Source organism: Tenacibaculum sp. A30, from assembly GCF_051200845.1.
GTDB lineage: Bacteria > Bacteroidota > Bacteroidia > Flavobacteriales > Flavobacteriaceae > Polaribacter.
In genome coordinates this window covers 2,339,664-2,362,050 of record NZ_CP195160.1, presented here as the reverse complement: position 1 = coordinate 2,362,050, position 22,387 = coordinate 2,339,664, and the positions used below count along the sequence as shown (strand labels likewise).

At 32.6% G+C, this 22,387-nt stretch carries 20 protein-coding genes; 12 read left to right on the top strand and 8 right to left on the bottom strand.

Going from position 1 to position 22,387, the window contains the following annotated elements:
* Positions 1-10: 10 nt before the first annotated feature.
* Positions 11-1,537 carry a M56 family metallopeptidase gene (locus ACR9ES_RS11380; protein ID WP_435254289.1) on the bottom strand — a complete coding sequence of 509 codons (1,527 nt, stop codon included), beginning with the start codon at positions 1,535-1,537 and terminating at the stop codon, positions 11-13.
* Complete coding sequence (locus ACR9ES_RS11375) at positions 1,534-1,902, bottom strand: BlaI/MecI/CopY family transcriptional regulator (protein WP_435254288.1); 369 nt, start codon at positions 1,900-1,902, stop codon at positions 1,534-1,536. The genes ACR9ES_RS11380 and ACR9ES_RS11375 overlap by 4 nt, the downstream gene beginning before the upstream one ends.
* A gap of 120 nt (positions 1,903-2,022) precedes the next feature.
* On the opposite strand from ACR9ES_RS11375, the gene ACR9ES_RS11370 reads away from it, so the two are divergent.
* The 4 genes from ACR9ES_RS11370 (at position 2,023) to ACR9ES_RS11355 (ending at position 7,761) form a co-directional block, all read left to right on the top strand.
* A complete protein-coding gene (locus ACR9ES_RS11370; RefSeq protein WP_435254287.1) occupies positions 2,023-2,523 on the top strand; it encodes a DUF456 domain-containing protein in 501 nt (166 codons plus the stop codon).
* A 424-nt stretch (positions 2,524-2,947) separates the two neighbouring features.
* Positions 2,948-4,645, top strand: a complete 1,698-nt coding sequence (lysS, locus tag ACR9ES_RS11365) for a lysine--tRNA ligase (protein WP_435254286.1) — start codon at positions 2,948-2,950, stop codon at positions 4,643-4,645.
* Between the two features lie 285 nt (positions 4,646-4,930).
* On the top strand, positions 4,931-5,668 hold the full coding sequence (locus tag ACR9ES_RS11360; protein ID WP_435254285.1) for a ChaN family lipoprotein: 738 nt from the start codon (positions 4,931-4,933) through the stop codon (positions 5,666-5,668).
* Between the two features lie 65 nt (positions 5,669-5,733).
* A complete protein-coding gene (locus tag ACR9ES_RS11355) occupies positions 5,734-7,761 on the top strand; it encodes a ComEC/Rec2 family competence protein (RefSeq protein ID WP_435254284.1) in 2,028 nt (675 codons plus the stop codon).
* Positions 7,762-7,763: 2 nt separating this feature from the next.
* On the opposite strand, the gene ACR9ES_RS11350 is transcribed toward ACR9ES_RS11355, so the two are convergent.
* The 4 genes from ACR9ES_RS11350 to ACR9ES_RS11335 all read right to left on the bottom strand — a co-directional run bounded on the left by ACR9ES_RS11350 (position 7,764) and on the right by ACR9ES_RS11335 (position 13,923).
* Positions 7,764-8,285 carry a thioredoxin family protein gene (locus ACR9ES_RS11350; RefSeq protein ID WP_298996399.1) on the bottom strand — a complete coding sequence of 174 codons (522 nt, stop codon included), beginning with the start codon at positions 8,283-8,285 and terminating at the stop codon, positions 7,764-7,766.
* A gap of 98 nt (positions 8,286-8,383) precedes the next feature.
* Complete coding sequence (locus tag ACR9ES_RS11345) at positions 8,384-10,147, bottom strand: peptide MFS transporter (protein WP_435254283.1); 1,764 nt, start codon at positions 10,145-10,147, stop codon at positions 8,384-8,386.
* A 70-nt stretch (positions 10,148-10,217) separates the two neighbouring features.
* A complete protein-coding gene (locus ACR9ES_RS11340) occupies positions 10,218-11,762 on the bottom strand; it encodes a peptide MFS transporter (protein WP_435254282.1) in 1,545 nt (514 codons plus the stop codon).
* 16 nt (positions 11,763-11,778) lie between these two features.
* Positions 11,779-13,923, bottom strand: coding sequence for a S9 family peptidase (locus tag ACR9ES_RS11335; protein WP_435254281.1), 2,145 nt, complete (start codon positions 13,921-13,923; stop codon positions 11,779-11,781).
* Between the two features lie 143 nt (positions 13,924-14,066).
* Here ACR9ES_RS11335 and ACR9ES_RS11330 point away from each other — a divergent pair, with 143 nt between their 5' ends.
* The 4 genes from ACR9ES_RS11330 to ACR9ES_RS11315 are packed head-to-tail and all read left to right on the top strand — an operon-like array spanning position 14,067 to position 18,810.
* The gene (locus ACR9ES_RS11330) at positions 14,067-15,797 is read left to right on the top strand and encodes a hydroxymethylglutaryl-CoA reductase, degradative (RefSeq protein WP_435254280.1); all 1,731 of its coding nucleotides are present in this window, start codon (positions 14,067-14,069) and stop codon (positions 15,795-15,797) included.
* A gap of 42 nt (positions 15,798-15,839) precedes the next feature.
* The gene (locus ACR9ES_RS11325) at positions 15,840-17,147 is read left to right on the top strand and encodes a GYDIA family GHMP kinase (RefSeq protein WP_435254279.1); all 1,308 of its coding nucleotides are present in this window, start codon (positions 15,840-15,842) and stop codon (positions 17,145-17,147) included.
* Positions 17,144-17,605 carry a hypothetical protein gene (locus ACR9ES_RS11320; protein WP_435254278.1) on the top strand — a complete coding sequence of 154 codons (462 nt, stop codon included), beginning with the start codon at positions 17,144-17,146 and terminating at the stop codon, positions 17,603-17,605. The genes ACR9ES_RS11325 and ACR9ES_RS11320 overlap by 4 nt, the downstream gene beginning before the upstream one ends.
* Complete coding sequence (locus ACR9ES_RS11315; protein ID WP_435254277.1) at positions 17,602-18,810, top strand: NAD(P)/FAD-dependent oxidoreductase; 1,209 nt, start codon at positions 17,602-17,604, stop codon at positions 18,808-18,810. Before ACR9ES_RS11320 ends, ACR9ES_RS11315 begins: the two co-directional genes overlap by 4 nt.
* Before the next feature lie 62 nt (positions 18,811-18,872).
* On the opposite strand, the gene ACR9ES_RS11310 is transcribed toward ACR9ES_RS11315, so the two are convergent.
* Both ACR9ES_RS11310 and ACR9ES_RS11305 read right to left on the bottom strand, forming a co-directional pair.
* Positions 18,873-19,175 carry a hypothetical protein gene (locus ACR9ES_RS11310; RefSeq protein WP_125066776.1) on the bottom strand — a complete coding sequence of 101 codons (303 nt, stop codon included), beginning with the start codon at positions 19,173-19,175 and terminating at the stop codon, positions 18,873-18,875.
* A 22-nt stretch (positions 19,176-19,197) separates the two neighbouring features.
* Positions 19,198-19,428 (bottom strand): hypothetical protein, encoded by a 231-nt coding sequence (locus ACR9ES_RS11305; protein ID WP_435254276.1) that lies wholly within the window; start codon positions 19,426-19,428, stop codon positions 19,198-19,200.
* A gap of 137 nt (positions 19,429-19,565) precedes the next feature.
* Between ACR9ES_RS11305 and ACR9ES_RS11300 the strand changes: the two genes are divergently transcribed.
* The 4 genes from ACR9ES_RS11300 to ACR9ES_RS11285 are packed head-to-tail and all read left to right on the top strand — an operon-like array spanning position 19,566 to position 22,385.
* Positions 19,566-19,778, top strand: a complete 213-nt coding sequence (locus ACR9ES_RS11300; RefSeq protein WP_082118685.1) for a LytTR family DNA-binding domain-containing protein — start codon at positions 19,566-19,568, stop codon at positions 19,776-19,778.
* 35 nt (positions 19,779-19,813) lie between these two features.
* Entirely contained in the window at positions 19,814-20,899 is a 1,086-nt protein-coding gene (gene mvaD, locus ACR9ES_RS11295; RefSeq protein ID WP_159494826.1) for a diphosphomevalonate decarboxylase, read from the top strand.
* 13 nt (positions 20,900-20,912) lie between these two features.
* Positions 20,913-21,407 (top strand): toxin-antitoxin system YwqK family antitoxin, encoded by a 495-nt coding sequence (locus ACR9ES_RS11290; protein WP_159494825.1) that lies wholly within the window; start codon positions 20,913-20,915, stop codon positions 21,405-21,407.
* A 51-nt stretch (positions 21,408-21,458) separates the two neighbouring features.
* The gene (locus ACR9ES_RS11285; RefSeq protein ID WP_435254275.1) at positions 21,459-22,385 is read left to right on the top strand and encodes a mevalonate kinase family protein; all 927 of its coding nucleotides are present in this window, start codon (positions 21,459-21,461) and stop codon (positions 22,383-22,385) included.
* Positions 22,386-22,387 lie beyond the last annotated feature (2 nt).

The window sequence follows — 22,387 nt, the reverse complement described above, 5'->3', positions numbered from 1 at the left end:
GATACTTATTTTATTTCACCTCAAAAGTAATTGGTAAGGTATAACCTACTTGAACTTTTGTTCCATTTTTAATTCCTGGTTCCATTTGGGGCAATTTTTGTGCCAATTCTTCAGCATACTGTTGTAATGTTGGATGTGGAGCTCTTGCCTTAACATCAATTACTTTACCTTCTTTATCTATTTTAAATTGCACATAAATTCGTTTTTTTCCTGACTCTAACCCTAAACCTTCGACTATAGACACATTAAAATTATCTTTTACAAATTGTTGTAAACTTCTATTAAAGCAGTCTTTATCTCCTTCTGCGCATCCAGGGAATGTTGGTACTTTATCTAAAAGCGAGAAAGGAATGTCTTCTCCCTCTATTGACTTGTTCTTAATTTTCGAAAAATCTATAATATTTGCTATTACTTTTCTCCCATTCGGTTTTTTATACAATTTAAACTCTACAGTTTTGGAGTATACATTGTCTTTTCCTTTAACATTACTAAAATCCTCATCATATTCTAGCTTTTCTTCTGCTAACAAATCATTATATGATATCTCTTCCCATTCAGGGATTTCTGTTCCTTGATAAAAATCTAAATAAGTCTCTTTCTTTCCTACCATTTCTTTTTGGTACTCCTTTCCCATTTGTAAATGTATGGTGGTTAGTTCTTTTTTTGCTACTTCTTCACTACTTTTACTCTCATCAGAACATGCCGTATATAAAATCATGCTTCCTAAGAGCGGAATTAGCAACAAATACTTTAGCTGTTTTACTTTTTTTGATTGTGTTTTCGTCATCATAATAATTCGTTTTTTAATTAATGAATGTTTATAAAATTGATTAATGAATGAAATATGCTCGACCTGAAAAATATCAGCGAGTAAATGGTTGATATAATTTTCTTTTTGATCAGATTTGCTAGCTACAGCATCTGAAATATACTCATGAACTAACGAAATACGGTTTTGATACACATACACCATTGGATTAAACCACATTACTATTTTTAAAAACTCAAAAAATAGTAAGTCCAACGTGTGTTTTTGTTCACTATGCACCAATTCGTGTTGAATGATTTTTTCTTGCTTTGATGATGGAATTTCTTTTCCTAAAAAGATATAGTTGAAAAATGAAAACGCTTTGGTTTCTTTTGGAAGTAATATCAATTTATAATTTCCTTTTGGAATAGTTCCGTATTGTAATACCAGTCGAATAATACGTTCTAACTTTACTAAAAACACTATTAGAAACAAGGTACATCCACTCCAAAATAACAGGTCTAAATAAGTAATGGATTGATACCAAGCCGCTTTTTCAATCACTTTTTGGGGCGACAACACTACCTCTGGTAATAAAATATAATATTCTTGCGGCACTGCTTTTTGAACCGTTGGAATTTTAAACAAAGGCAATACAAACGACAGCACTGCTGTACCCAACAAATACCATCGGTTTTTAGTAAAAAAGGTTTCTTTGCTTAAAAAGAAATCGTACACCGCTACAAACAGTACCTGAAATAATATAACTTGAATAATATAGTTGATCATGACTTCTTATTTTTATTCACCTCTTTTAAAATACTTTCGAGTTCTTGGATATCCATTTTGTTTTCTTTCATAAAAAACGACACCATACTCTTAAATGAACCTCCAAAATAACCATTCATTAGCTTGTGTAAACTATCATTGCTATAGTCAGACTTTTCTATCAACGGGTAATATTCATATCCTCTTCCCTTAGGTTTATGTCCTACAAACTCCTTAGTTTCTAAAATTCTAATTATGGTAGAAACCGTATTGTATGCTGGCTTAGGTTCTGGTAACTGCTCAATTACTTCTTTTACCGAAGCTATTTTTAACTCCCATAATACCTGCATTATTTGTTCTTCTGCCTTCGTTAATTGTTTACTCATAGTACTTTATATGAAATATTCCTGAAACAAATATAACTAAAAAATTAGTTTAAACTAATTTTTTAGTTAATAAATATGTAACAAAGCTTTCCTATCTTCGTCTTATCAATAAAAAAATTAATGGATATATTTTTAATTATACTTGGGTTTGTATTTGCTTGTTTAGGAATTGTCGGGTCGTTTTTACCTATACTACCAGGCCCTATTACTAGCTGGGTAGGTTTGTTATTATTACACTTAACAAGTGTAATTCCTCAAAACTGGACGTTCTTAGGCATTACCCTAGCTATTGCTATCTTCATATTTATTCTTGATTATTTTATCCCTGCTATGGGAACCAAACGCTTTGGAGGCTCTAAATACGGTGTATATGGTACCACAATTGGTTTAATTGTGGGGCTCTTTACTCCTATTCCCTTCGGAATTTTAATTGGTGCTTTTGTGGGAGCTTTAGTTGGTGAATTGATTTATGACAGTAAAGATACCAACAGAGCTATTAAAGCCTCGTTCGGTGCTTTTCTTGGATTTTTAGCATCCGCAACTATTAAATTTTCTATTGCTACGGTATACTTAGTTTTATTTATCGTGAAGTTTTTTGAGTACAGTAATTCTTTCTTTTAGGAAGATGTTTTATTGATAATGTCCCTTCGGATATGCTTAAAGACCCCTTAAATAATTAGGAAAGTTAGCAAATACGCTTAGCCCCGATTGTAGCAATTGTTTGAGCTCTCCCGACACTTCGGGAAGCGAGTGCGAAAAGCGGGAAATGGCTTCAAAAAACACTTAAATTTAGCGCAAAAAAAAAGCAACCCATCTCAGGGAAGCTTTCCATTGGTTAACAAAACCATGGTACTATTTAAAGTACCTAACAACACAACTAAATGCTGTCTTTTTAAAATTAGACAGCCTGCAAATATACAACCTTTTTTAAAGTTCGCAAACTTTTTTGAGTTTTTTACAAAAAATGTGAATCTGTTAAGCGTTGTTTAATTCTGCAATTGATTGTATCTTTGCAGCTTCATTAAATATTAATAAAAAATAACCCATGCAATTATCAGAACAAGAAGTTGTACGTAGAGAAAAGTTAGGGAAGCTAAGAGAATTAGGCATCAATCCCTACCCAGCTGATTTATTCCCATTAAATTCAAACTCGAAAGAGATTAAACAGAAGTTTGAAGAGGGTAAAAAGGTGGTGATTGCAGGTAGATTAATGTCACGTCGTATTCAAGGAAAAGCGTCTTTCGCTGAATTACAAGATAGTGAAGGTCGTGTACAGGTATATTTTAACCGTGACGAGATTTGTACTGGTGAAGACAAAAACTTGTACAATGAAGTGTACAAAAAGTTATTAGATATAGGTGATTTTGTAGGAATTGAAGGTGAGTTATTTAAAACTCAGGTAGGAGAAATCACTGTAATGGTAAAAGATTTTAAATTATTAAGTAAATCTTTAAAGCCATTACCATTACCAAAAGTAGATGCTGAAGGAAATACTTTTGACGGATTTACAGATCCTGAAATGCGTTACCGTCAGCGTTATGCTGATTTGGTAGTAAATCCACAGGTAAAAGAAGTTTTTGTAAAGCGTACAAAGTTATTCAATGCGATGCGTCAGTTTTTTAACGATGCAGGATATTTTGAAGTAGAAACGCCAATTTTACAACCTATTCCAGGTGGTGCTGCTGCAAGACCATTTATTACACATCACAACGCCTTAGACATTCCGTTATACATGCGTATTGCGAATGAGTTATACTTAAAACGTTTGATTGTTGGTGGTTTTGACGGTGTATATGAGTTTTCTAAAAACTTCCGTAATGAAGGAATGGACAGAACGCACAACCCAGAATTTACAGCCATGGAAATTTATGTAGCTTACAAAGACTACAACTGGATGATGGAGTTCACCGAAAAACTATTAGAGCACTGTGCTTTAGCAGTGAACGGAACTACCGAAGCTACGTTTGGAGAGCATAAAGTAGACTTTAAAGCTCCGTATGCGCGTGTTACGATGGCTGACTCTATCAAACACTTCACTGGTTTTGACATCAACGGAAAATCGGAAGATGAAATCCGTAAAGCTGCTCAAGACATGGGAATTGAAGTAGATGAAACCATGGGTAAAGGAAAGTTAATTGATGAGATTTTTGGTGAAAAATGTGAAGGAAACTACATTCAACCAACCTTTATTACCGATTATCCGAAGGAAATGTCTCCGCTGTGTAAAGAGCACCGCGACAATCCTGAATTAACTGAGCGTTTTGAGTTAATGGTATGTGGTAAAGAAATTGCCAATGCGTACTCTGAATTAAACGACCCAATAGATCAACGCGAGCGTTTTGAAGCACAGTTAAAATTAGCGGAGCGTGGAGATGATGAAGCAGGTCAGTTTATCGATCAAGATTTCTTACGTGCCTTAGAATATGGTATGCCTCCTACTTCTGGATTAGGAATTGGAATGGATCGTTTAATTATGTATTTAACAAACAATCCGTCAATTCAAGAAGTATTATTCTTCCCACAGATGAAACCAGAAAAGAAAGCTCCTTCTGTTGAGTTAAATGATGATGAAAAAGCATTGTTAGCATTGATAGAAAAAGCTGAAAAAATAGATTTAAACGAGTTAAAAACGCAAAGTGGTTTGTCTAACAAAAAGTGGGACAAAACTATTAAAGGATTAACTAAAAACAACCTTGCTAAAGTTAAAAAAACGGAAGAAGGTTTGGTTGTAGAAATCGTGTAACGTATTTCAAAGACTAAATACCATTGAAAAGCAATCTTACTGGTTACTGAGCGTAGCCGAAGTAAGGTTGCTTTTTTTATTTGGCTATTCTGCAATTTTGGGTAAATTAGCTAGCTATGGATATTAGTTATTAAAACTGAACTCTAATTCTGTCAATTAAAACAAACCAATATGAAAAAGACTCCCTTTTTACTTCTATTCTTGTTTGTCGCTCCTAACTTAGTTGCTCAAAAAAGGGCTTATAAAATATACAATGCTTAAGGAAAGAAAGTTTCTTATGACAGAATGCTTAAAAAAATAGCAAAAAATGATATTGTTTTGTTTGGAGAACTTCATAATAACCCTATTGCGCATTGGCTTCAGTATGAAGTAACCAACGACCTTCATAAAACACATAAACTTATTTTAGGCGCTGAAATGTTTGAAGCTGATAATCAACAACTTTTAAGTCAATATATAAACGGTAGTATCAACAGCAAACAACTCGACACCTTAGCTAGATTATGGTCGAACTATAAAACTGATTATGCCCCACTTGTAAATTTTGCAAAAGACCAAAAACTGAACTTTGTTGCAAGTAACATTCCTAGAACATATGCTAATTTGGTATATAAAAAAGGTTTTGAAGCGCTTGATGCTTTATCAGACACCGAAAAATCATGGATTGCTCCTTTGCCTATAAAATTTGATAGCGAACTACCTACCTATAAAAAAATACTGACGATGATGGGAGATCATGGTACTCCAAAATTAGTCATGGCTCAAGCCATAAAAGATGCTACTATGGCACATTTCATTTTGAAAAACCACCTGCCAAATCATTTGTTTTTGCACTATAACGGAGCTTATCACTCTGATTATTACGAAGGAATTTTGTGGTATTTGAAGAATGAAAATCCAAATTTGAATTATGCAACAATCACCACGGTTTTGCAAAAGGACATTAACAAGCTTGAAAAAGAAAACCTCAAAAAAGCTGATTTTATTATTTGTGTAGATGATAATATGACAACAACTTATTAATTATATTTCTCTCTTATTCAAACGGATAGTATTTTTATTTAATTTTTTCATAACTTTAAAAGGTTATGAAAAAGTTGCTTACATACCCTCCTTTTCATTTTTTGCTATGTGTGATTATTGGAATAACACTTCAGTTTTACACACAGATTTGGCATTTTAACCTTCTTTATTTAGGAGTTTTATTGCTAGTTTTTCTAATTGCTCTCTACTTTTTAAAAAGGTTTCAAATGCGAAAAGTATTTAGTATCGTTAGCTTACTATTATTTGTCTCTATCGGAATTAGCACTACCTACATTCACAATCCGAAGAATTATGCGAATTATTACGAACATCAATTAACAAACGACTCTTCCTCTGTACTAACCATTCAAAAAGTATTAAAACCCGGAAATTATTATAAAAAGTATGTAGCTAAAGTCTCTCAGGTTGATTCCACCAAAACAAACGGATACATTCTTCTAAACATCCAAAAAGACAGTACACAAACTTCACTTGCTGTTGGTAATCGGATTTTTATTAAAACTCCTTTTAAGGAATTAATTCCTCCTTTAAATCTGCATCAATTTGATTACAAACAGTATTTGGCAAAACAGTACATCTATCATCAAGTGTTTTTAAGCAAACAGCAATTTAAACAGCTTGATGATGCAAGTTTTTCTTTAATCAATTTATCAGCTAGTATTAGAGAAAAAGTACAAACTTCCTTAAAACAATATGATTTTTCAAACGATGAATTTGCTGTCATTAATGCTTTATTACTCGGTCAGCGTCAAGAAATATCAAAAGAATTATTAGAAAGTTATACCAATGCTGGGGCGGTTCACATCTTAGCCATTTCAGGGTTACACATAGGAATTTTACTATGGCTACTCTCCTATCTATTTAAACCTTTGGAAAGAATTCCGCATGGAATACTTATTAAAACTACTTGCATTGTAGTATTACTCTGGTTTTTTGCTTTTATCGCAGGCTTATCGGCATCGGTAGTACGTGCCGTAACCATGTTTACTTTTGTGGCTATCGGTTTGTCGTTTAAACGGAAGAAGGTTATTGAGTTTTCTTTAATCAGTTCCATGCAATTTTTACTGTTGATAAAACCCGTGTTTTTATTCGATGTCGGATTTCAACTCAGTTATTTAGCCGTTTTTGGCATTGTTTGGGTACAACCGTTACTCTACAACCTCTGGAAACCTAAACTTTGGTTACTAGATAAAGGTTGGGGTTTATTTACAGTTTCGGTAGCCGCTCAAGCAGGAATTTTACCTATTAGTTTGTACTATTTTCATCAGTTTCCAGGATTGTTTATTCTATCTAACTTAATTATCATTCCCTTTTTAGGAACAATTTTGGGCTGTGGAATAGTAATCATTCTATTAGCAACCTTCAATATCTTACCTCAATTTGCAGCTAATGCGTACGGATTCGTAATTTCTTTGATGAATTATTTTGTCAACTGGATTTCACATCAGGAAGATTTTCTATTGAAAGAAATATCGATGTCTTTCTGGGCGATGTTGGCTTGGTATGTATTTACCATCTTCTTCTTTCAGGTTTGGATTCGCAAAACTTCTAAAAGTGTTGTTTTCTTGTTCACTTCTATTCTTCTTTTACAAGGAATTTATTTTTATGAAAAACATGAGAAGGTAAACAAAAATGAGTTTATTGTATTTCACAAAAGCAGGCATACTGTTTTAGGAAAAAGAAGTGGTAACGAACTACACGTTTTCAGTTCGATAAGTGATTCCATTATTCAACAAGAAAAACTTTTACAATCCTACAGAATTGGTGAACATATTCTTTCTAAAAATACAGATTCAGTATTTAACGTTGCATCTTTCAACAACAAACAAATTTTAATTGTAGATAGTTTAGGCGTTTATCAAATTAACGGACTTAAAAACCCGATAGTGCTACTACAAAACAGTCCTAAAATCAATTTAAACAGATTAATTACTACGCTAAAACCTCAACAAGTTATTGCGGATGGAAGCAACTACAAATCGTATGTTAATAGATGGAAAGAAACTTGTGATAAACAAAAAACACCATTTTGGTATACGGGTCAAAATGGTGTTTATATTATTAGAGAATAGCTTTACATGGCACTTTTAAAGTTTTTTTCAAACTCAGGCCAAGGTGTACTCTTATAATTCTCTTTATTAAAATAGGCTAGTATTTTTTCAAATCTTTTCTCTTCTAAATACCCAGGAACATTTTGTAACAATTGTCTTTCTGTGTTAAAAAATGCTGTTGAAGGATAGCTTAATTGCCCTTTCATAATCGCTGCTGCTAATTCATGATATCCTCTTCTACCCTGTGCTTGGTAAGTGAAAGTTCTTCCTTGAAACATAATATCATGTTTAGCTTCACCATTTAACTTTACAGGGTAGTAATGTGTATTGATGTAATCTATAATTACCTTGTTTTGGTACGTTGTTTTATCCATTTTTTTACACCATCCGCACCAATCGGTATAAATATCTACCATAATTGGCTTAGGATCTTTCTCACTCATTTCCATCGCTTCTTCAAAAGTTAACCAATTAACTTTATTTTCTTGTGCTCTTACTCCAAATGAAATAATGGCGAAAACCGCTACTACTATTATTTTTTTCATATCCTTAAAGTCTCAATAAGTGTTCCAAATTTACAAAAAAACCTGCCAAGTTTTTGACTTGACAGGTTGTTAAAAGTTCTTTTAACCTATATTTAGGGTTATTTCACCCCGTGCATTAACTTTTTAATTACTGGATATAATACTGCAGATAATACTGCTAATCCTAAAGAAACAAATGTTAATAACCAAAAGAAACTGCTTAAACCTTGTTCTTCAGCAATCGCTTCAGAAGATTCAGCAAAAACACCTGCTAATTTCATTCCTATCGCTACTGCTAAGTACCAAATACCAAACATAAAAGCAATCATACGTCCAGGAACTAATTTAGAAACATACGATAATGCTACTGGAGAAACGCATAACTCACCCATGGTATGGAATAGATACACTAAAATTAACCATATCATACTTACAGAAGCTGTTTTAGCCCCCACAGGAATTCCTGATGAACCAATTGCAACACAAGCCATACCTAAACCTAATAATCCCATACCTATAGCCCACTTCATGTTTGCATTAGGATTGTATTTACTTTCCCACCATTTAGAAAACAACGGTGCTAATGTGATAATAAATAATGAATTTAATATTGAGAACCATGATGCTGGAACCTCTGTTGAATCTTTTTGAAATTCTACATATAACATCCAAAGAGCAATTCCCCAAACAATAACAAAACTTAATGCTAAGAATATATTAGAAAGTGCATATTTGGCAAAAGTCTTTTTAAATAATAAAAATAACACCCATGAAATGATTCCTAAAGGAACAATTGTCATTAAAGAGTTTACTATTTTAAAGATTGTTCCTGCACTACCTTCTAAAGTTCGTTGTGTGTAATCTTTAGCAAATACTGTTAACGAACTTGGTGACTGTTCAAATATAGCCCAGAAGAAAATAGTTACAAAAGCAAAGAAAACTACTGCTAACATTCTATCTCTTAATACCGGTGTATATTTAGGAATTCTAATTACTAATAAGGCTATAAAAAGGCCTAAAGCTGTTAAAATAGCTAGATCTGAACCTGTTAAACCTATGGCTTCAAATGGAAATAAATTATATTTTCCTTCTGAAATTTTTGAAATAGGATCATTAAAAATCCAAGCTAAACCTAAAACTGCTGAGATAGCAATCATTATTTTTTGTACACCTGTAAAAGGATTAAGCCCCTCTTCTTCTGATTTTTCTTCACTTGTAGCCTCATTGATAGACTTCGTGTTTTTAATTTTTGGTCCATCTCCAATCTTACCAAAAATTCCTTGAGCAAACCAAAACTGCAACATTCCAAATAACATAAAAATACCTGCTACTCCAAATCCCCAAGACCATCCTACTTTCTCTCCTAAATACCCACAAAGTAAAATTCCTAAGAAAGCACCTGCGTTTACTCCCATATAAAATATAGTGTAAGCACCATCTTTCTTTTCTTCTTTACCTTTGTACATTTCTGAAATAATAGAAGTCATATTTGGCTTAAAGAATCCACTACCAATTACTAAAAACCCTAAACCTGCATAGATAAAAAATGGTGTTTCAATAGCCATACAACCATGACCTATAGTCATTAAAACTGCTCCTAAGACTACTGCTTTTCTAATTCCTATTACATTATCAGCAAAATAACCTCCTACCATTGTAGATAAATATACTAAAGATGTATATGTTCCAAAGATTGCGTAAGCCCATTCACGTGGCCACCCCCAACCTTCATCCATTAAAGAAGCTGTAAAAAATAAGATTAACAATGCACGCATTCCATAATAAGAAAAACGCTCCCACATTTCAGTAAAAAACAGTACAAACAATCCAGCTGGATGCCCTAAAACTTTGTCTTTAAATAGATTTTCAATATCCGTATTCATTATTTTTATTTATTATTTATATATAACAAACCTCATGATAAAAAGCTATCATGAGGTTAAATGTTCCTTATTATTTTACTCCGTGCATTAATTTTTTAAGTGGGAAACTTAAAAGGAATAATACCACACCACCGATGATTGGAATCCAAACTAAGATATTGAAGAAATCAGACATTGAAGATTCTTGTGCGATTTTTTCCATGTAGCTAGAAAAAGATCCTGCTAACTTATTACCCATCGCTGAAGCGAAGAACCAAATACCAAACATGATACCTAATAATCTTTTTGGTGATAACTTATTAACATAAGAAAGCCCTACTGGTGATAAACTTAATTCTCCCATAGTATGTAACAAATAAGCTAACACTAAGAAAATCATACTTGTTTTTTGTACTGAATCAACACCTAATCCTGCTGATCCTATTACCATTGGAATAAAACCTAATCCTAATAATATTAACCCAATTGCAAATTTTTGAGGCCCGTTAGGATTGTATTTTGTCTTCGCTAATTTTTGCCAAATCCAAGAAAATAAAGGTGCTAAAGTAAAGATGAATAACGCATTTAAACTCTGGAACCATGTTGCAGGCACTTCTGGGTTTTCATCAAAAAATTGGTTGTAAATCATGTACCCAATAATTCCCCATAAAATGACTACACTTAACGCCATAAACATCATTGCTGTAGCATACGTTTTACCAATTGCCTTGAACATTCCTATGAATAACCAAGTTAAAATTACCACTGGTAAAGCAGATAACAAAGCGCCAAATACTTTAAAAATCGTAACTCCAACTCCCTCTAAACTTCTATCAGTATATTCACTTGCAAAAATGTTCATACTTGAACCTGCTTGTTCAAAAGCTGCCCAGAAAAAGATAGAGAAAAACGCTAAAACACCAACAACAATTAATCTTTGTGTTTCTACTTTTGTTAACGGCTCTTTTTCTACTACTGCGGTTTCTTCTGAAATTTCCTTCTTTGGTGCTAATCCAATTTCTCCAAACATTTTTTGTGCTAAATGGAACTGAATTAATCCTATAAACATGAATATACCTGCTAATCCAAATCCGTAGTGCCATCCTAAAGTTTCTCCTAAGTAACCACATAAAATTGATCCTAAGAAAGCTCCAACGTTAATTCCTTGGTAAAAAATAGTGTATCCTGAATCTTTTTTATCACTTCCTTCTGGATATAACTGCCCTACAATTGAAGAAATGTTAGGTTTAAAAAACCCGTTACCTACAATTAATAAACCAAGCCCTAAATAAAACGCTGGCATTGGTTCAAAAGCTAATGATAAATGCCCTAAAGTCATTAATACAGCACCTATAATAATTGCCTTTCTAAATCCTAAGATTTTATCGGCAATAATTCCTCCAATAATTGGAGTAATATAAACAAGCATTGTGTACCAACCATATAAACTACTAGCATCACTTTTAGACCATCCTAAACCTGGGTTATCGCTTGCTACTTCGCTAATTAAATATAAAACCAGTAAAGCTCTCATACCGTAGTATGAAAAACGTTCCCACATTTCTGTAAAGAACAACATAAATAATCCTACCGGATGCCCAAATATTTCCCTTTCGGTTGCTACATTTTTAGCCATAATATATTGTTTTAGTTTATAAGTTGTTTTTAATAAAGTTCGTCATCTTAGTATATAAGTGTAAACGTGTGTTACCACCATAAATACCATGATTCTTATCAGGATATATACCCCACTCAAATTGCTTGTTAGCTTGAATCAAAGCTTCAGCCATTCTGTAAGCATTTTGCACGTGTACGTTATCATCACCTGTTCCGTGAATTAATAAATACTTTCCTTTTAATAATTCAGGATAATTTAATGGTGAATTATCATCGTACCCTACAGGATTTTCCTCTGGTGTACGCATGTAACGCTCAGTATAAATAGTATCATAAAAACGCCATGTAGTTACTGGTGCCACAGCAATTGCAGCTGCAAACACATCATTTCCTTTTAATAAACAGTTGGTACTCATGTGTCCTCCAAAAGACCATCCCCAAATACCAATTCTATTAGCGTCTACATAAGGTAACTTACCTAATTCTTGAGCTACTGAAATTTGATCTTCAGTTTCGTGCTTTACTAAGTTCATATAGGTAACTTTCTTGAAGTCACGACCTTTAAATCCTGTTCCTCTACCATCAACACAAACAACAATATACCCATCTTGTGCTAACATTTGATGCCAATAATCGTTAGCCCCATTCCAGCTATTCTTTACATTTTGAGAACCTGGACCAGAATATTGATACATTAAAACTGGATATTTCTTATTCGCGTCAAAGTTTGCTGGCTTGATAGTATACATGTTTAAATCGTTTCCATTTACATTGATCGTTGAAAACTCTTTTTCACTTAAATTATACCCTGCTACAACCTCTTTTAAATTTGTATTATCAATAATTGTCTTTAATACTTTTCCTTCATCATTTCGTAAAGTATACACAGGTGGTGTGTTTGCATCTGAGAATGTATTGATAAAATAGTGCATGTTTTTACTGAAAGAAGCATTGTTTGTTCCTGAAGGATTGCTTAATAACCCCTTATTCTTTCCGTCTAAAGAAATACTATAAACTCCTCTATTGATAGAACCATTTTCTACCGATTGATAGTAAATAGTTTTCTTATCAGCATTATAACCGTAGTAAGAGGTAACTTCCCAGTTTCCTTTGGTTACTTGGTTTAATAACTGTCCGTCTTTATTATAGTGGTAAACGTGATTGTAACCATCTTTTTCACTTGTCCAGATAAAACTGTTATCATCTAAAAATGTTAAATCATCGTTGATATCTACGTAAGCTTTATCTGTTTCATTTAAAACTAAGTGACTTCTGTAAGAGTTAGCATCAACAAAATACATTTTTAAATCATTTTGATGACGATTTAACGTACGAACAGCTAATAAATTAGCATCGCTTGTCCAGTTAATTCTCGGAATATATTCATAATCTCCTACTCTTATCTCAGCAGTTTTACCAGTATTTAATGAGAAAATATGTAATGAAACTTTTGCGTTAGCCTCTCCTGCTTTTGGATATTTAAAAACGTGTTGTGATGGATACTTTTCTTTTCCGTAAACATCCATAGAAAACGTTTTTACTTCACTCTCATTGAAACGCAAAAAAGCTAGGTTATTACCATCTGCACTCCAATCGAAAGCTTTTACAAAGCCGAATTCCTCTTCGTATACCCAATCAGTAATACCATTAATTATCTCATTCTTTTTTCCGTTGCTAGTTATTTGAGTAACTGTATTATCAGAAAAATCTTTAATAAATAAGTTATTTGCTTTAGCATAGGCTACTTTTTTGCTGTCAGGAGAAAATGTAGGTTCCTGAATATCTGTACCTATAAGATCTAATGTCTTTTTAGCAATATCGTACACATAAAATGTACCTAAAAAAGAATGACGAAAAATTGGCTTAAAGTTAGTACCTAAAATCAATTTGGTTTCGTCATTGTTAAAACTATATGATTGAAATGATTTCAATCCTGCTAAATCTTTACTATCTACAATAGTAGCTACTTTTTCTAAAGTTTCATAGCTGTATTTATCTACAGAAGTACTTCCATTTTCATAGTTTAAAAGTGAATAAAAATCTCCATTCATAGAATTCAAAGAATTCATATAATCTGCTCTAAACGTGCCTTTTCTCCATATATCTTCTAAGGAAATATCTTTTTTCTGAGCTTGCACTAGCGAAGATATCCCTATGAATAATAGTAATAATTTCTTCATATTAAGTTGTTGTTTATCTAAAAAGTTTGCCAAGTTTACGGAAAAATAGCCAAAAACCCCCTCAAAAAAATCATAAAAACTAAATATCACCCCTATTTTAACACGTTTCACTTATCTTTGAACCATCAAAAAATGAATTGAGGATGCCTAAAACGATCTCTGGTTTTTCAAAACTTACCAAAGAGGAAAAAATAGACTGGTTGGCAGAAAGTTACTTTAACAATCAACCAGAAATTATACAAACCATTAAGCAATACTGGAATGTAGACGAAAAACTACAACAGCTGCACGATGATTTTATTGAAAATACCATTTCTAACTTTTATATGCCTTACGGCGTTGCCCCTAACTTTGTTATTAACGGACGTAGTTATGCAATACCTATGGTCGTAGAAGAAAGTTCTGTAGTTGCTGCTGCTTCAAAAGTAGCCAAATACTGGAGTACTAGAGGTGGATTTAAAACTGAAGTGATTTCTACCACAAAAATTGGTCAAGTACATTTTATGTACGCTGGAGATAAAAAGGAATTACATTCTTATTTCAACGAACAAAAAACCGAATTACATGCTGCCACTGCATCCATTACAAAGAATATGGAAAAACGTGGTGGTGGTATTTTAGATATTCAACTGGTTGACAAAACTGATAAACTAGCAGATTACTATCAATTACATGTTACGTTTGAAACAAAAGATAGTATGGGTGCTAACTTTATTAATTCTTGTTTAGAAGCTATTGCCAAAGCTTTAAGAAAAGATGATATTGAAATTGTAATGAGCATTCTTTCTAACTACGTTCCTGAATGTTTAGTTAGAGCGGAAGTTAGCTGTAAAGTAGAAGAATTAGGCGAAAAAAACCCAGAGAAATTTGCTCAAAAATTTGAACAAGCAGTTAAAATCGCTGAAATAGAACCGTATCGTGCAGTTACCCACAATAAAGGTATTATGAATGGAATTGATGCTGTTGTGTTGGCAACGGGTAACGATTTTAGAGCGATTGAAGCTGGTGCACATGCTTATGCTTCAAAAAATGGGCAATACAGTAGTTTAACACATTGCGAAGTAAAAGATGGTGTTTTTAGATTTTGGATTGAAATTCCTTTAGCTTTAGGTACCGTAGGTGGACTAACCGCATTACACCCAATGGCGAAACTATCGCTAGATATGATGCAAAAACCAAGCGCACGCACCTTAATGCAAATTATCGCTGCGGCTGGTTTAGCGCAGAATTTTGCTGCTTTACGTGCCTTAACTACTAAAGGTATTCAACACGGACATATGAAAATGCACTTGATGAACATCTTAAATCAACACAAAGCCACCAACGAAGAAAAAGAAGCAGTCGTTGCTTATTTTGAGGATAGAACGGCCTCACACAGTGCTGTAGTTGAAAAACTAAATGAGCTTCGCAAACCAAAAGTGCAATGGGTAGACTTTTTAAATGAGGAAGAAGTACGTAGTACGCTTATAAACTTAGCAGCTGATGCAAAACCCTTATTTGGAAAAATGAACGGGCAACAAATGGTTGAACATTTAAGTACAGTTACTCAAATAGCTAATGGAAATTGGCATGTTGACATGTACGTTTCTGATGAGAAAACAGCTAGAAGAAAACCTTTTTTAAATACTGACAATGAGTTACAGGTAGGATTTAAAGCTCCTTTTTTATCAGAAGATCCAACTCCGTTGAAGTTTGATTCAATGAACGAAGCTATTAATGATTTGATACATCAAGTTCAATATTTTGAGACTGTGTTTAATGAAGACCCCAACCGAAAAGTAGTACATCCATTTTTTGGAGAGTTGGATTATGAGTATTGGAAAAAGTTTCAAGTAAAACACTTTACCCATCATTTTAAACAATTTGGATTGTGACTTCGACTACGCTCAGTCACCAGTTAACATTAAAATTATTAAATGCCTAAAGGTTTTGTTTACATACTAGAATGTTCTGATGGAAGTTTCTATACTGGTAGTACAATAAACCTAGAAAAAAGACTTACCGAACACCAAAATGGTGAAGGCGCTCGTCATACTCAAAAGAGATTACCTGTTAACTTAGTTTATGTCGAAGAGTTTCAACAAATCCATCAAGCTTTTTACAGAGAAAAACAAATTCAAGGTTGGTCAAGAACTAAGAAAATAGCTCTAATTGATAAAAACTACGAAATTTTACCTAAGCTTTCTGAATGTAAAAACGAAAGTCATTATGAAATTCAAAAAAAGAAAAGGTTTAGTTTAAATATGAAAAAAGACACAACCCAATCGGTAGCTGAGCGTAGTCGAAGCTACTCTAACGGAAAATTATTACTGACTGGAGAATATGTTGTTTTGGATGGCGCAACATCATTAGCTGTTCCTACCAAGTTTGGACAAGATTTAATTGTTGAACCAATTAAAGAACCACAACTTATTTGGGGAAGTTTTACCCATACAGGAGAATGTTGGTTTGAAGCTTCTTTCGATTTACCAAAACTGAGGCTAACCTCAGCAACCTTCAATTCAGATAAAGAAGGTAGTGCTGAATTTATAGCTGAAACTTTACTTGACATTTTACAAGAAGCAAAAAAATTAAATCCTGATTTTTTAAACACTAATCATGGATATATTATAAAGACAAACCTAACATTTCCTCAAAACTGGGGATTAGGAAGTTCTTCAACTTTAATTAATAATATTGCTACTTGGGCTAATATAAATCCGTTCACCTTACTTTGGAACGCTTTTTCTGGAAGTGGTTACGATATCGCTTGTGCAAAACATAACACTCCGATTCTATATAGATTAATGATGACTGAGCGTAGTCGAAGTCAACAACCTCATATTGAAGAAGTAAATTTCAATCCACATTTTTCTGAAGAATTATTTTTTGTGCATTTGAATCAAAAACAAAATAGTAGAGAAGGAATTGCGCATTATAAAAAACACAAAGAAGAAGCTAAAATCTTAATTCCTGAAATTGACAATTTAACTCAAGAATTTTTAAAAGCTGGCACTTCTAAAGATTTAGAAAAAATCATTATTGAGCATGAGCAAATCATTCGTTCAATTATAAAACAAGACACTGTAAAACAAAGATTATTTTCTGACTATTTTGGTGAAGTAAAAAGTTTAGGTGCTTGGGGTGGAGATTTTATTTTAGCTACTGGAAACGAAGACACAATAAGTTATTTTAAACAAAAAGGATTCAATACTATCCTCACCTATAAAGAAATGATTTTATGAGATATCAGTTAAATAAAAAGGATTATGAAACTATTATTGAATACAGCAGTTTTATTATTCAGAATACTAAAAATATTGCTTTTAACTGCGCTAATATTTCTGCATTAATCAAAGCAGTTATTACAGATAATCATAACATCCCAGCAAAAATGATTGCTGGTCATTTTAATTATCAAGGAAAAAGATTATTCAACTGTACTTCAAATATTCCTTTTGATTACTCCAAAAAAGTTTTAAATGAAATTTGGGACGGTCATTGTTGGGTGCAAATTGAAGATTATATTTTAGACCTTACGATAACTAAAAGTTCAAAGATTTCTTTTCCTCAATTAAAAAAAGAACATATACTATTTGAAAGTATCGAGAATTTAAGAAACAATGAAATTATCTATACCCCTGTTTTTACTATTGAAGACAAAGTAATAGATGGACTAATCAAAGGATTTAATTTTCAATGAAAAAAGTAGTTATTATAGGTGGTGGAGCTGCAGGTTATTTTACAGCAATTAATGCAAAAGAACTTAATCCTGAATTAGACATTACTATTCTTGAGAAAGGAAAAGAGGTTTTACAAAAAGTAAAAATTTCTGGTGGAGGTCGTTGTAATGTTACACATGCTTGTTTTGAACCTAAAGAACTAACAAAATTCTACCCAAGAGGAGAAAAAGAATTACTAGGGCCATTTCATCAATTCATGACGGGTGATACTTTTGAATGGTTTGAAAATCGCGGAGTTCCTTTAAAAATTGAAGAAGACAATCGAGTATTTCCAGAAGCAAACACCTCACAAGCTATTATAGATTGTTTTCAAGATGCTGTTGATAACCTAGGAATTACGGTGTTAAAAAACCATGGTGTGAATTCTATTTATCAACAAAATGAGAAATGGATTATCAACACAAAAAATCAAGATTTTGAAGCTGATTTCGTAGTGGTTGCCGCAGGAAGTAGTAAAAAAGTTTGGGATTTATGTAAAACGCTAGACCATACGATTATTGAACCTGTTCCTTCTTTATTTACTTTCAACATAAAAGACAAACGAATTATTGATTTAGGCGGAATATCAGTTCCAAATGCAGAAGTTACACTTGTTGGAACTAATTTGGAAAATTCTGGTCCGTTACTAATTACCCATTGGGGCTTGAGTGGTCCTGCTATTTTAAAATTATCTGCTTTTGGAGCAAGGATCTTAGCTGATAAGAACTATCAATATAACGTACTGGTAAATTGGTTAGGACAAGATACCGATTCAGTTTTTTCAACATTACAAGAGTTAAAAAAATCACAAGCTAAAAAACAAGTTAGTTTAAAATCTCCTTTTAGTGATATTCCTCGCCGATTGTGGGAACGTTTGGTAATAGCTTCAGAAATAAGAAACAATCAGAATTGGGCTGATTTGAGCAATAAGCAACTTCAAAACTTAGCAGACGAGCTAACCAAAGGTTTATTCAATGCAAATGGACGTACTACTTTTAAAGAAGAGTTTGTGACAGCTGGCGGTATCGATTTAAAAGAAATCAACTTTAAACGTTTTGAAAGCAAAAAGCATAAAAACTTGTTTTTTGTAGGTGAAGTGTTAAATATTGATGCCGTTACTGGTGGCTTCAACTTTCAAAATGCGTGGACAGGTGGTTTTATTTGCGCTAATGCAATTGCTGAATAAAAAAATCATTTCGAACGAAAATGATTGAGATTTCTCACTCCGTTCGAAATGACATGCTTTTTTTAATCTTCGTCTTCTCCTTCTTCTTCGTAGCAATTAAAAATAATAGAGTATCCATACTCTACAGCTTCTTCATACAATTCTTTTTGCTCATTATCTTCTACATCATCTACAGAATCTAACGTAAAATATTCGTCCTCTATTTCTACTACTTTCCAATCTTCATTTTTGATATAAAACTTTGCTAATCGCATAGCTCCTTCAATATCTTTATAGTCGATATACAGACTTACGTATGCTCCTATAACTTCATCGTAATGTTCAGAAGATTTTTTTGGTTTTGCTAAGGCATTAATTAAAAACATAGATCTATTTTTTTGTGTTATATTATGCTAATTCTCCTCTGTGAGGCTTTAATGCATCTCTAAAGGTTTTCATATATTCCTCATCAACCACCATAAAAGCGATGGTATGCATTTCGTTTAAAGATACAAAATTTACTTCATGATACGGTAAACCATCTATCTGCGTAAATTCTTTTAAATGTATACAGTGATGTTTTGCTGTTTCCAATCCATCAGGACCTTTAAAGTCCCAAATCAGTTTAATTTTTCTCATACAACAAAAATACCCATTTCTATGTTAGAAATAGGTATTAAAAGGATTAACTAATCAAAAATCTAGATTAGCTATCTCTTTTCCACAACAAGATAATATCGAATAGCCCTCAACAATCCAAATGCTGGCGCTAAAACTTGAGACGAAATACTATAGTTACTAGAGAAACCATTAGTAATTTTGAAGCCATATTACCAAGTGATTGTTTTATAAGAGTACATCGTTCTTACATTGTTTCAGTTTCTAAAATTTCCTCATATACTAACGAATATATTGAAGTTACTAAAAAAGCAATCTCAATAAGCAGAAGCTATAAAGAAAGCGTTTTACAAAAATTAGCACAAGTGTAAGCGAAGTTCTATCTTTACAGCAAATTTTTTACACGTTGAATACATCAGATTTCTTATTTCTTTCTCAAGATAAAAAAGTAGATAACTTAACCGTTACATGGCAGACACCTAGTAATATTGCTTTGGTAAAATACTGGGGAAAAAGCGAACCTCAAATTCCTAAAAATGCCTCAATAAGCTTTACATTGAATAATTGCCATACAACTACAAAAATTGAATTCACAAAGACATTACCAAAAAACCAAGTAGAATTTGAATTGTACTTTGAAGGAAAAAAGAAAGATGATTTTAAACCTAAAATAGCCAAATTCTTTGAAAGAATACAAAAATACTGTACCTATATTTTAGAGTATAACATGGTTATTTCTTCTGAAAATTCATTTCCACACAGTAGTGGTATTGCTTCTTCTGCAAGTGGAATGAGTGCTATTGCTATGTGTTTAATGAATTTGGAAAAAGAATTAAATCCAAATTTAACTGATGAATATATTAATAAAAAAGCTTCTTTTTTAGCTCGTTTAGGATCAGGAAGTGCTAGTAGAAGTATTGAAGGGCCATTAGTCGTTTGGGGAAATCATCCTGAGATTAAAGGAAGTTCAGATTTATTCGGCACAAAATTCCCTTATAAAGTTCATCCTATTTTTGAAGACTACCAGGATACTATTTTATTAGTTGATAAAGGTGAAAAGCAAGTTTCAAGTACTGTTGGTCACAATTTAATGCATAATCATCCGTATGCTGAAAATCGTTTTAATCAGGCCAATGAAAACTTAGAAAAACTTTCAAAAATCCTTCAAAATGGAGATATTAAAGCATTTATTGACCTTGTTGAAAGCGAAGCTTTAACATTACATGCAATGATGTTAACAAGTAGTCCATATTTCATTTTAATGAAACCGAACACGTTAGAAATCATCAATAAAATATGGGAATACAGACAAGAAAATGATAGCAATGTTTGCTTTACCTTAGATGCAGGGGCAAATGTACACGTATTATACCCTAATTCGGAAAAGACTGAGATTGAAGTATTTATTAAGAATAATTTAGCTGCATACTGCCAAAAAAATCATTATATTTGTGATAGTGTGGGTTTTGGCGCGAGACCTATTTTAACCTAAATTCCCTACTATTATGAAAACTTCAACATTAATAATTGCCTTTTTTATTGGTTTTATAACCAATTCAGTCAATGCACAAGATACTATTTGGTTTGATAAAAACTGGCAAGAAACAACTAAAGGAGAGCATGAGTTTTATAGACCTGCTCCTAAAAGAATGAATGACGGCTTTTGGATTGTAGATTACTACAAAAATGGTCAAGTACAAATGGAGGGTTTTAGTACTGTGAAAACTCCTAACCAAGAAGAATTTGATGGTTTGGTACTATATTACCATACCAATGGCAAACCTTTTCATAGAGCCAATTACAAAAACGGAAAACTTCACGGAATTCGAAAGGTATACTATGAATCTGGTGAGTTAAAAGAGGAAGGAAAGTATGAAGAAGGTGAAAGAGAAGGTATATGGAAAACTTTTTATAAGAATGGTAAAATAGAAACAAAAGGTAAATACCGCGATAACGAAAAAGTGGGCGTTTGGAAAACTTTTTACAAAAACGTGTACTAGTTTGTAAACTAGTAGTTTTACTTGTATGTTTGCACCGTAATTAAAACACCTATGAAAGGACCCTTATTTTACGCAAAAATATTACTCTTTGGAGAGTATGGAATTATCAAAGACTCTAAAGGATTAGCAATACCTTTTAGTTCTTATAAAGGAGCGTTAAAATCTGCAAAAAACTTAACTGGAGAAGCTGAGAAGTCAAATCAAAGCTTAGCGAAGTTTTATAATTATTTGACTAACTTAAATTCTGAATTAGTATCTTTTGATTTAGATTCTTTGAAAAGTGATATTGATAACGGAATGTATTTCGATTCTTCAATACCTCAAGGGTACGGAGTTGGAAGTTCTGGCGCTTTAGTAGCTTCTATTTACGATAAGTACGCTAATGATAAAATTACAATTTTAGAAAACCTAACGAGAGACAAGCTTTTAACTTTAAAACAAATTTTTTCATTGATGGAGTCTTTTTTCCATGGAAAAAGCTCTGGGTTAGATCCTTTAAACTCTTATTTAAGTTTACCTATCTTAATCAATTCAAAAGAACATATTGAACCAGCAGGAATCCCTTCTCAAAAAGAAGGAAAAGGAGCTGTTTTCTTATTAGATTCTGAGCAAATTGGGGAGACTGAACCAATGGTAAACATCTTTATGAACAAGATGAAAAACGAAGGTTTCAGAAAAATGATTAGCGAAGAGTTCGCAACACATACAGATGCTTGTATTGAAGACTTTTTACAAGGAAACGTAAAATCGTTATTTGGTAACGTGAAAAAACTATCAAAAGTAGTTTTAGCTAACTTTAAACCTATGATTCCTACTGCTTTTCATAAAGTATGGGAAAAAGGTATACAAACCAACGATTACTATTTAAAGCTTTGTGGTTCTGGTGGTGGAGGTTACATCTTAGGATTTACTGAAGATTACGAAAAAGCAAAAAACAGTTTAAAAGATTATAAATTAGAATTAGTGTATCGCTTTTAAAA

Excerpts from the sequence above, each read along its gene's own strand:
- ACR9ES_RS11380 (WP_435254289.1), bottom strand. The coding sequence starts at position 1,537 with ATGATCAACTATATTATTCAAGTTATATTATTTCAGGTACTGTTTGTA.
- ACR9ES_RS11375 (WP_435254288.1), bottom strand. The coding sequence starts at position 1,902 with ATGAGTAAACAATTAACGAAGGCAGAAGAACAAATAATGCAGGTATTA.
- ACR9ES_RS11370 (WP_435254287.1), top strand. The coding sequence starts at position 2,023 with ATGGATATATTTTTAATTATACTTGGGTTTGTATTTGCTTGTTTAGGA.
- lysS (WP_435254286.1), top strand. The coding sequence starts at position 2,948 with ATGCAATTATCAGAACAAGAAGTTGTACGTAGAGAAAAGTTAGGGAAG.
- ACR9ES_RS11360 (WP_435254285.1), top strand. The coding sequence starts at position 4,931 with ATGCTTAAAAAAATAGCAAAAAATGATATTGTTTTGTTTGGAGAACTT.
- ACR9ES_RS11355 (WP_435254284.1), top strand. The coding sequence starts at position 5,734 with ATGAAAAAGTTGCTTACATACCCTCCTTTTCATTTTTTGCTATGTGTG.
- ACR9ES_RS11350 (WP_298996399.1), bottom strand. The coding sequence starts at position 8,285 with ATGAAAAAAATAATAGTAGTAGCGGTTTTCGCCATTATTTCATTTGGA.
- ACR9ES_RS11345 (WP_435254283.1), bottom strand. The coding sequence starts at position 10,147 with ATGAATACGGATATTGAAAATCTATTTAAAGACAAAGTTTTAGGGCAT.
- ACR9ES_RS11340 (WP_435254282.1), bottom strand. The coding sequence starts at position 11,762 with ATGGCTAAAAATGTAGCAACCGAAAGGGAAATATTTGGGCATCCGGTA.
- ACR9ES_RS11335 (WP_435254281.1), bottom strand. The coding sequence starts at position 13,923 with ATGAAGAAATTATTACTATTATTCATAGGGATATCTTCGCTAGTGCAA.
- ACR9ES_RS11330 (WP_435254280.1), top strand. The coding sequence starts at position 14,067 with ATGCCTAAAACGATCTCTGGTTTTTCAAAACTTACCAAAGAGGAAAAA.
- ACR9ES_RS11325 (WP_435254279.1), top strand. The coding sequence starts at position 15,840 with ATGCCTAAAGGTTTTGTTTACATACTAGAATGTTCTGATGGAAGTTTC.
- ACR9ES_RS11320 (WP_435254278.1), top strand. The coding sequence starts at position 17,144 with ATGAGATATCAGTTAAATAAAAAGGATTATGAAACTATTATTGAATAC.
- ACR9ES_RS11315 (WP_435254277.1), top strand. The coding sequence starts at position 17,602 with ATGAAAAAAGTAGTTATTATAGGTGGTGGAGCTGCAGGTTATTTTACA.
- ACR9ES_RS11310 (WP_125066776.1), bottom strand. The coding sequence starts at position 19,175 with ATGTTTTTAATTAATGCCTTAGCAAAACCAAAAAAATCTTCTGAACAT.
- ACR9ES_RS11305 (WP_435254276.1), bottom strand. The coding sequence starts at position 19,428 with ATGAGAAAAATTAAACTGATTTGGGACTTTAAAGGTCCTGATGGATTG.
- ACR9ES_RS11290 (WP_159494825.1), top strand. The coding sequence starts at position 20,913 with ATGAAAACTTCAACATTAATAATTGCCTTTTTTATTGGTTTTATAACC.
- ACR9ES_RS11285 (WP_435254275.1), top strand. The coding sequence starts at position 21,459 with ATGAAAGGACCCTTATTTTACGCAAAAATATTACTCTTTGGAGAGTAT.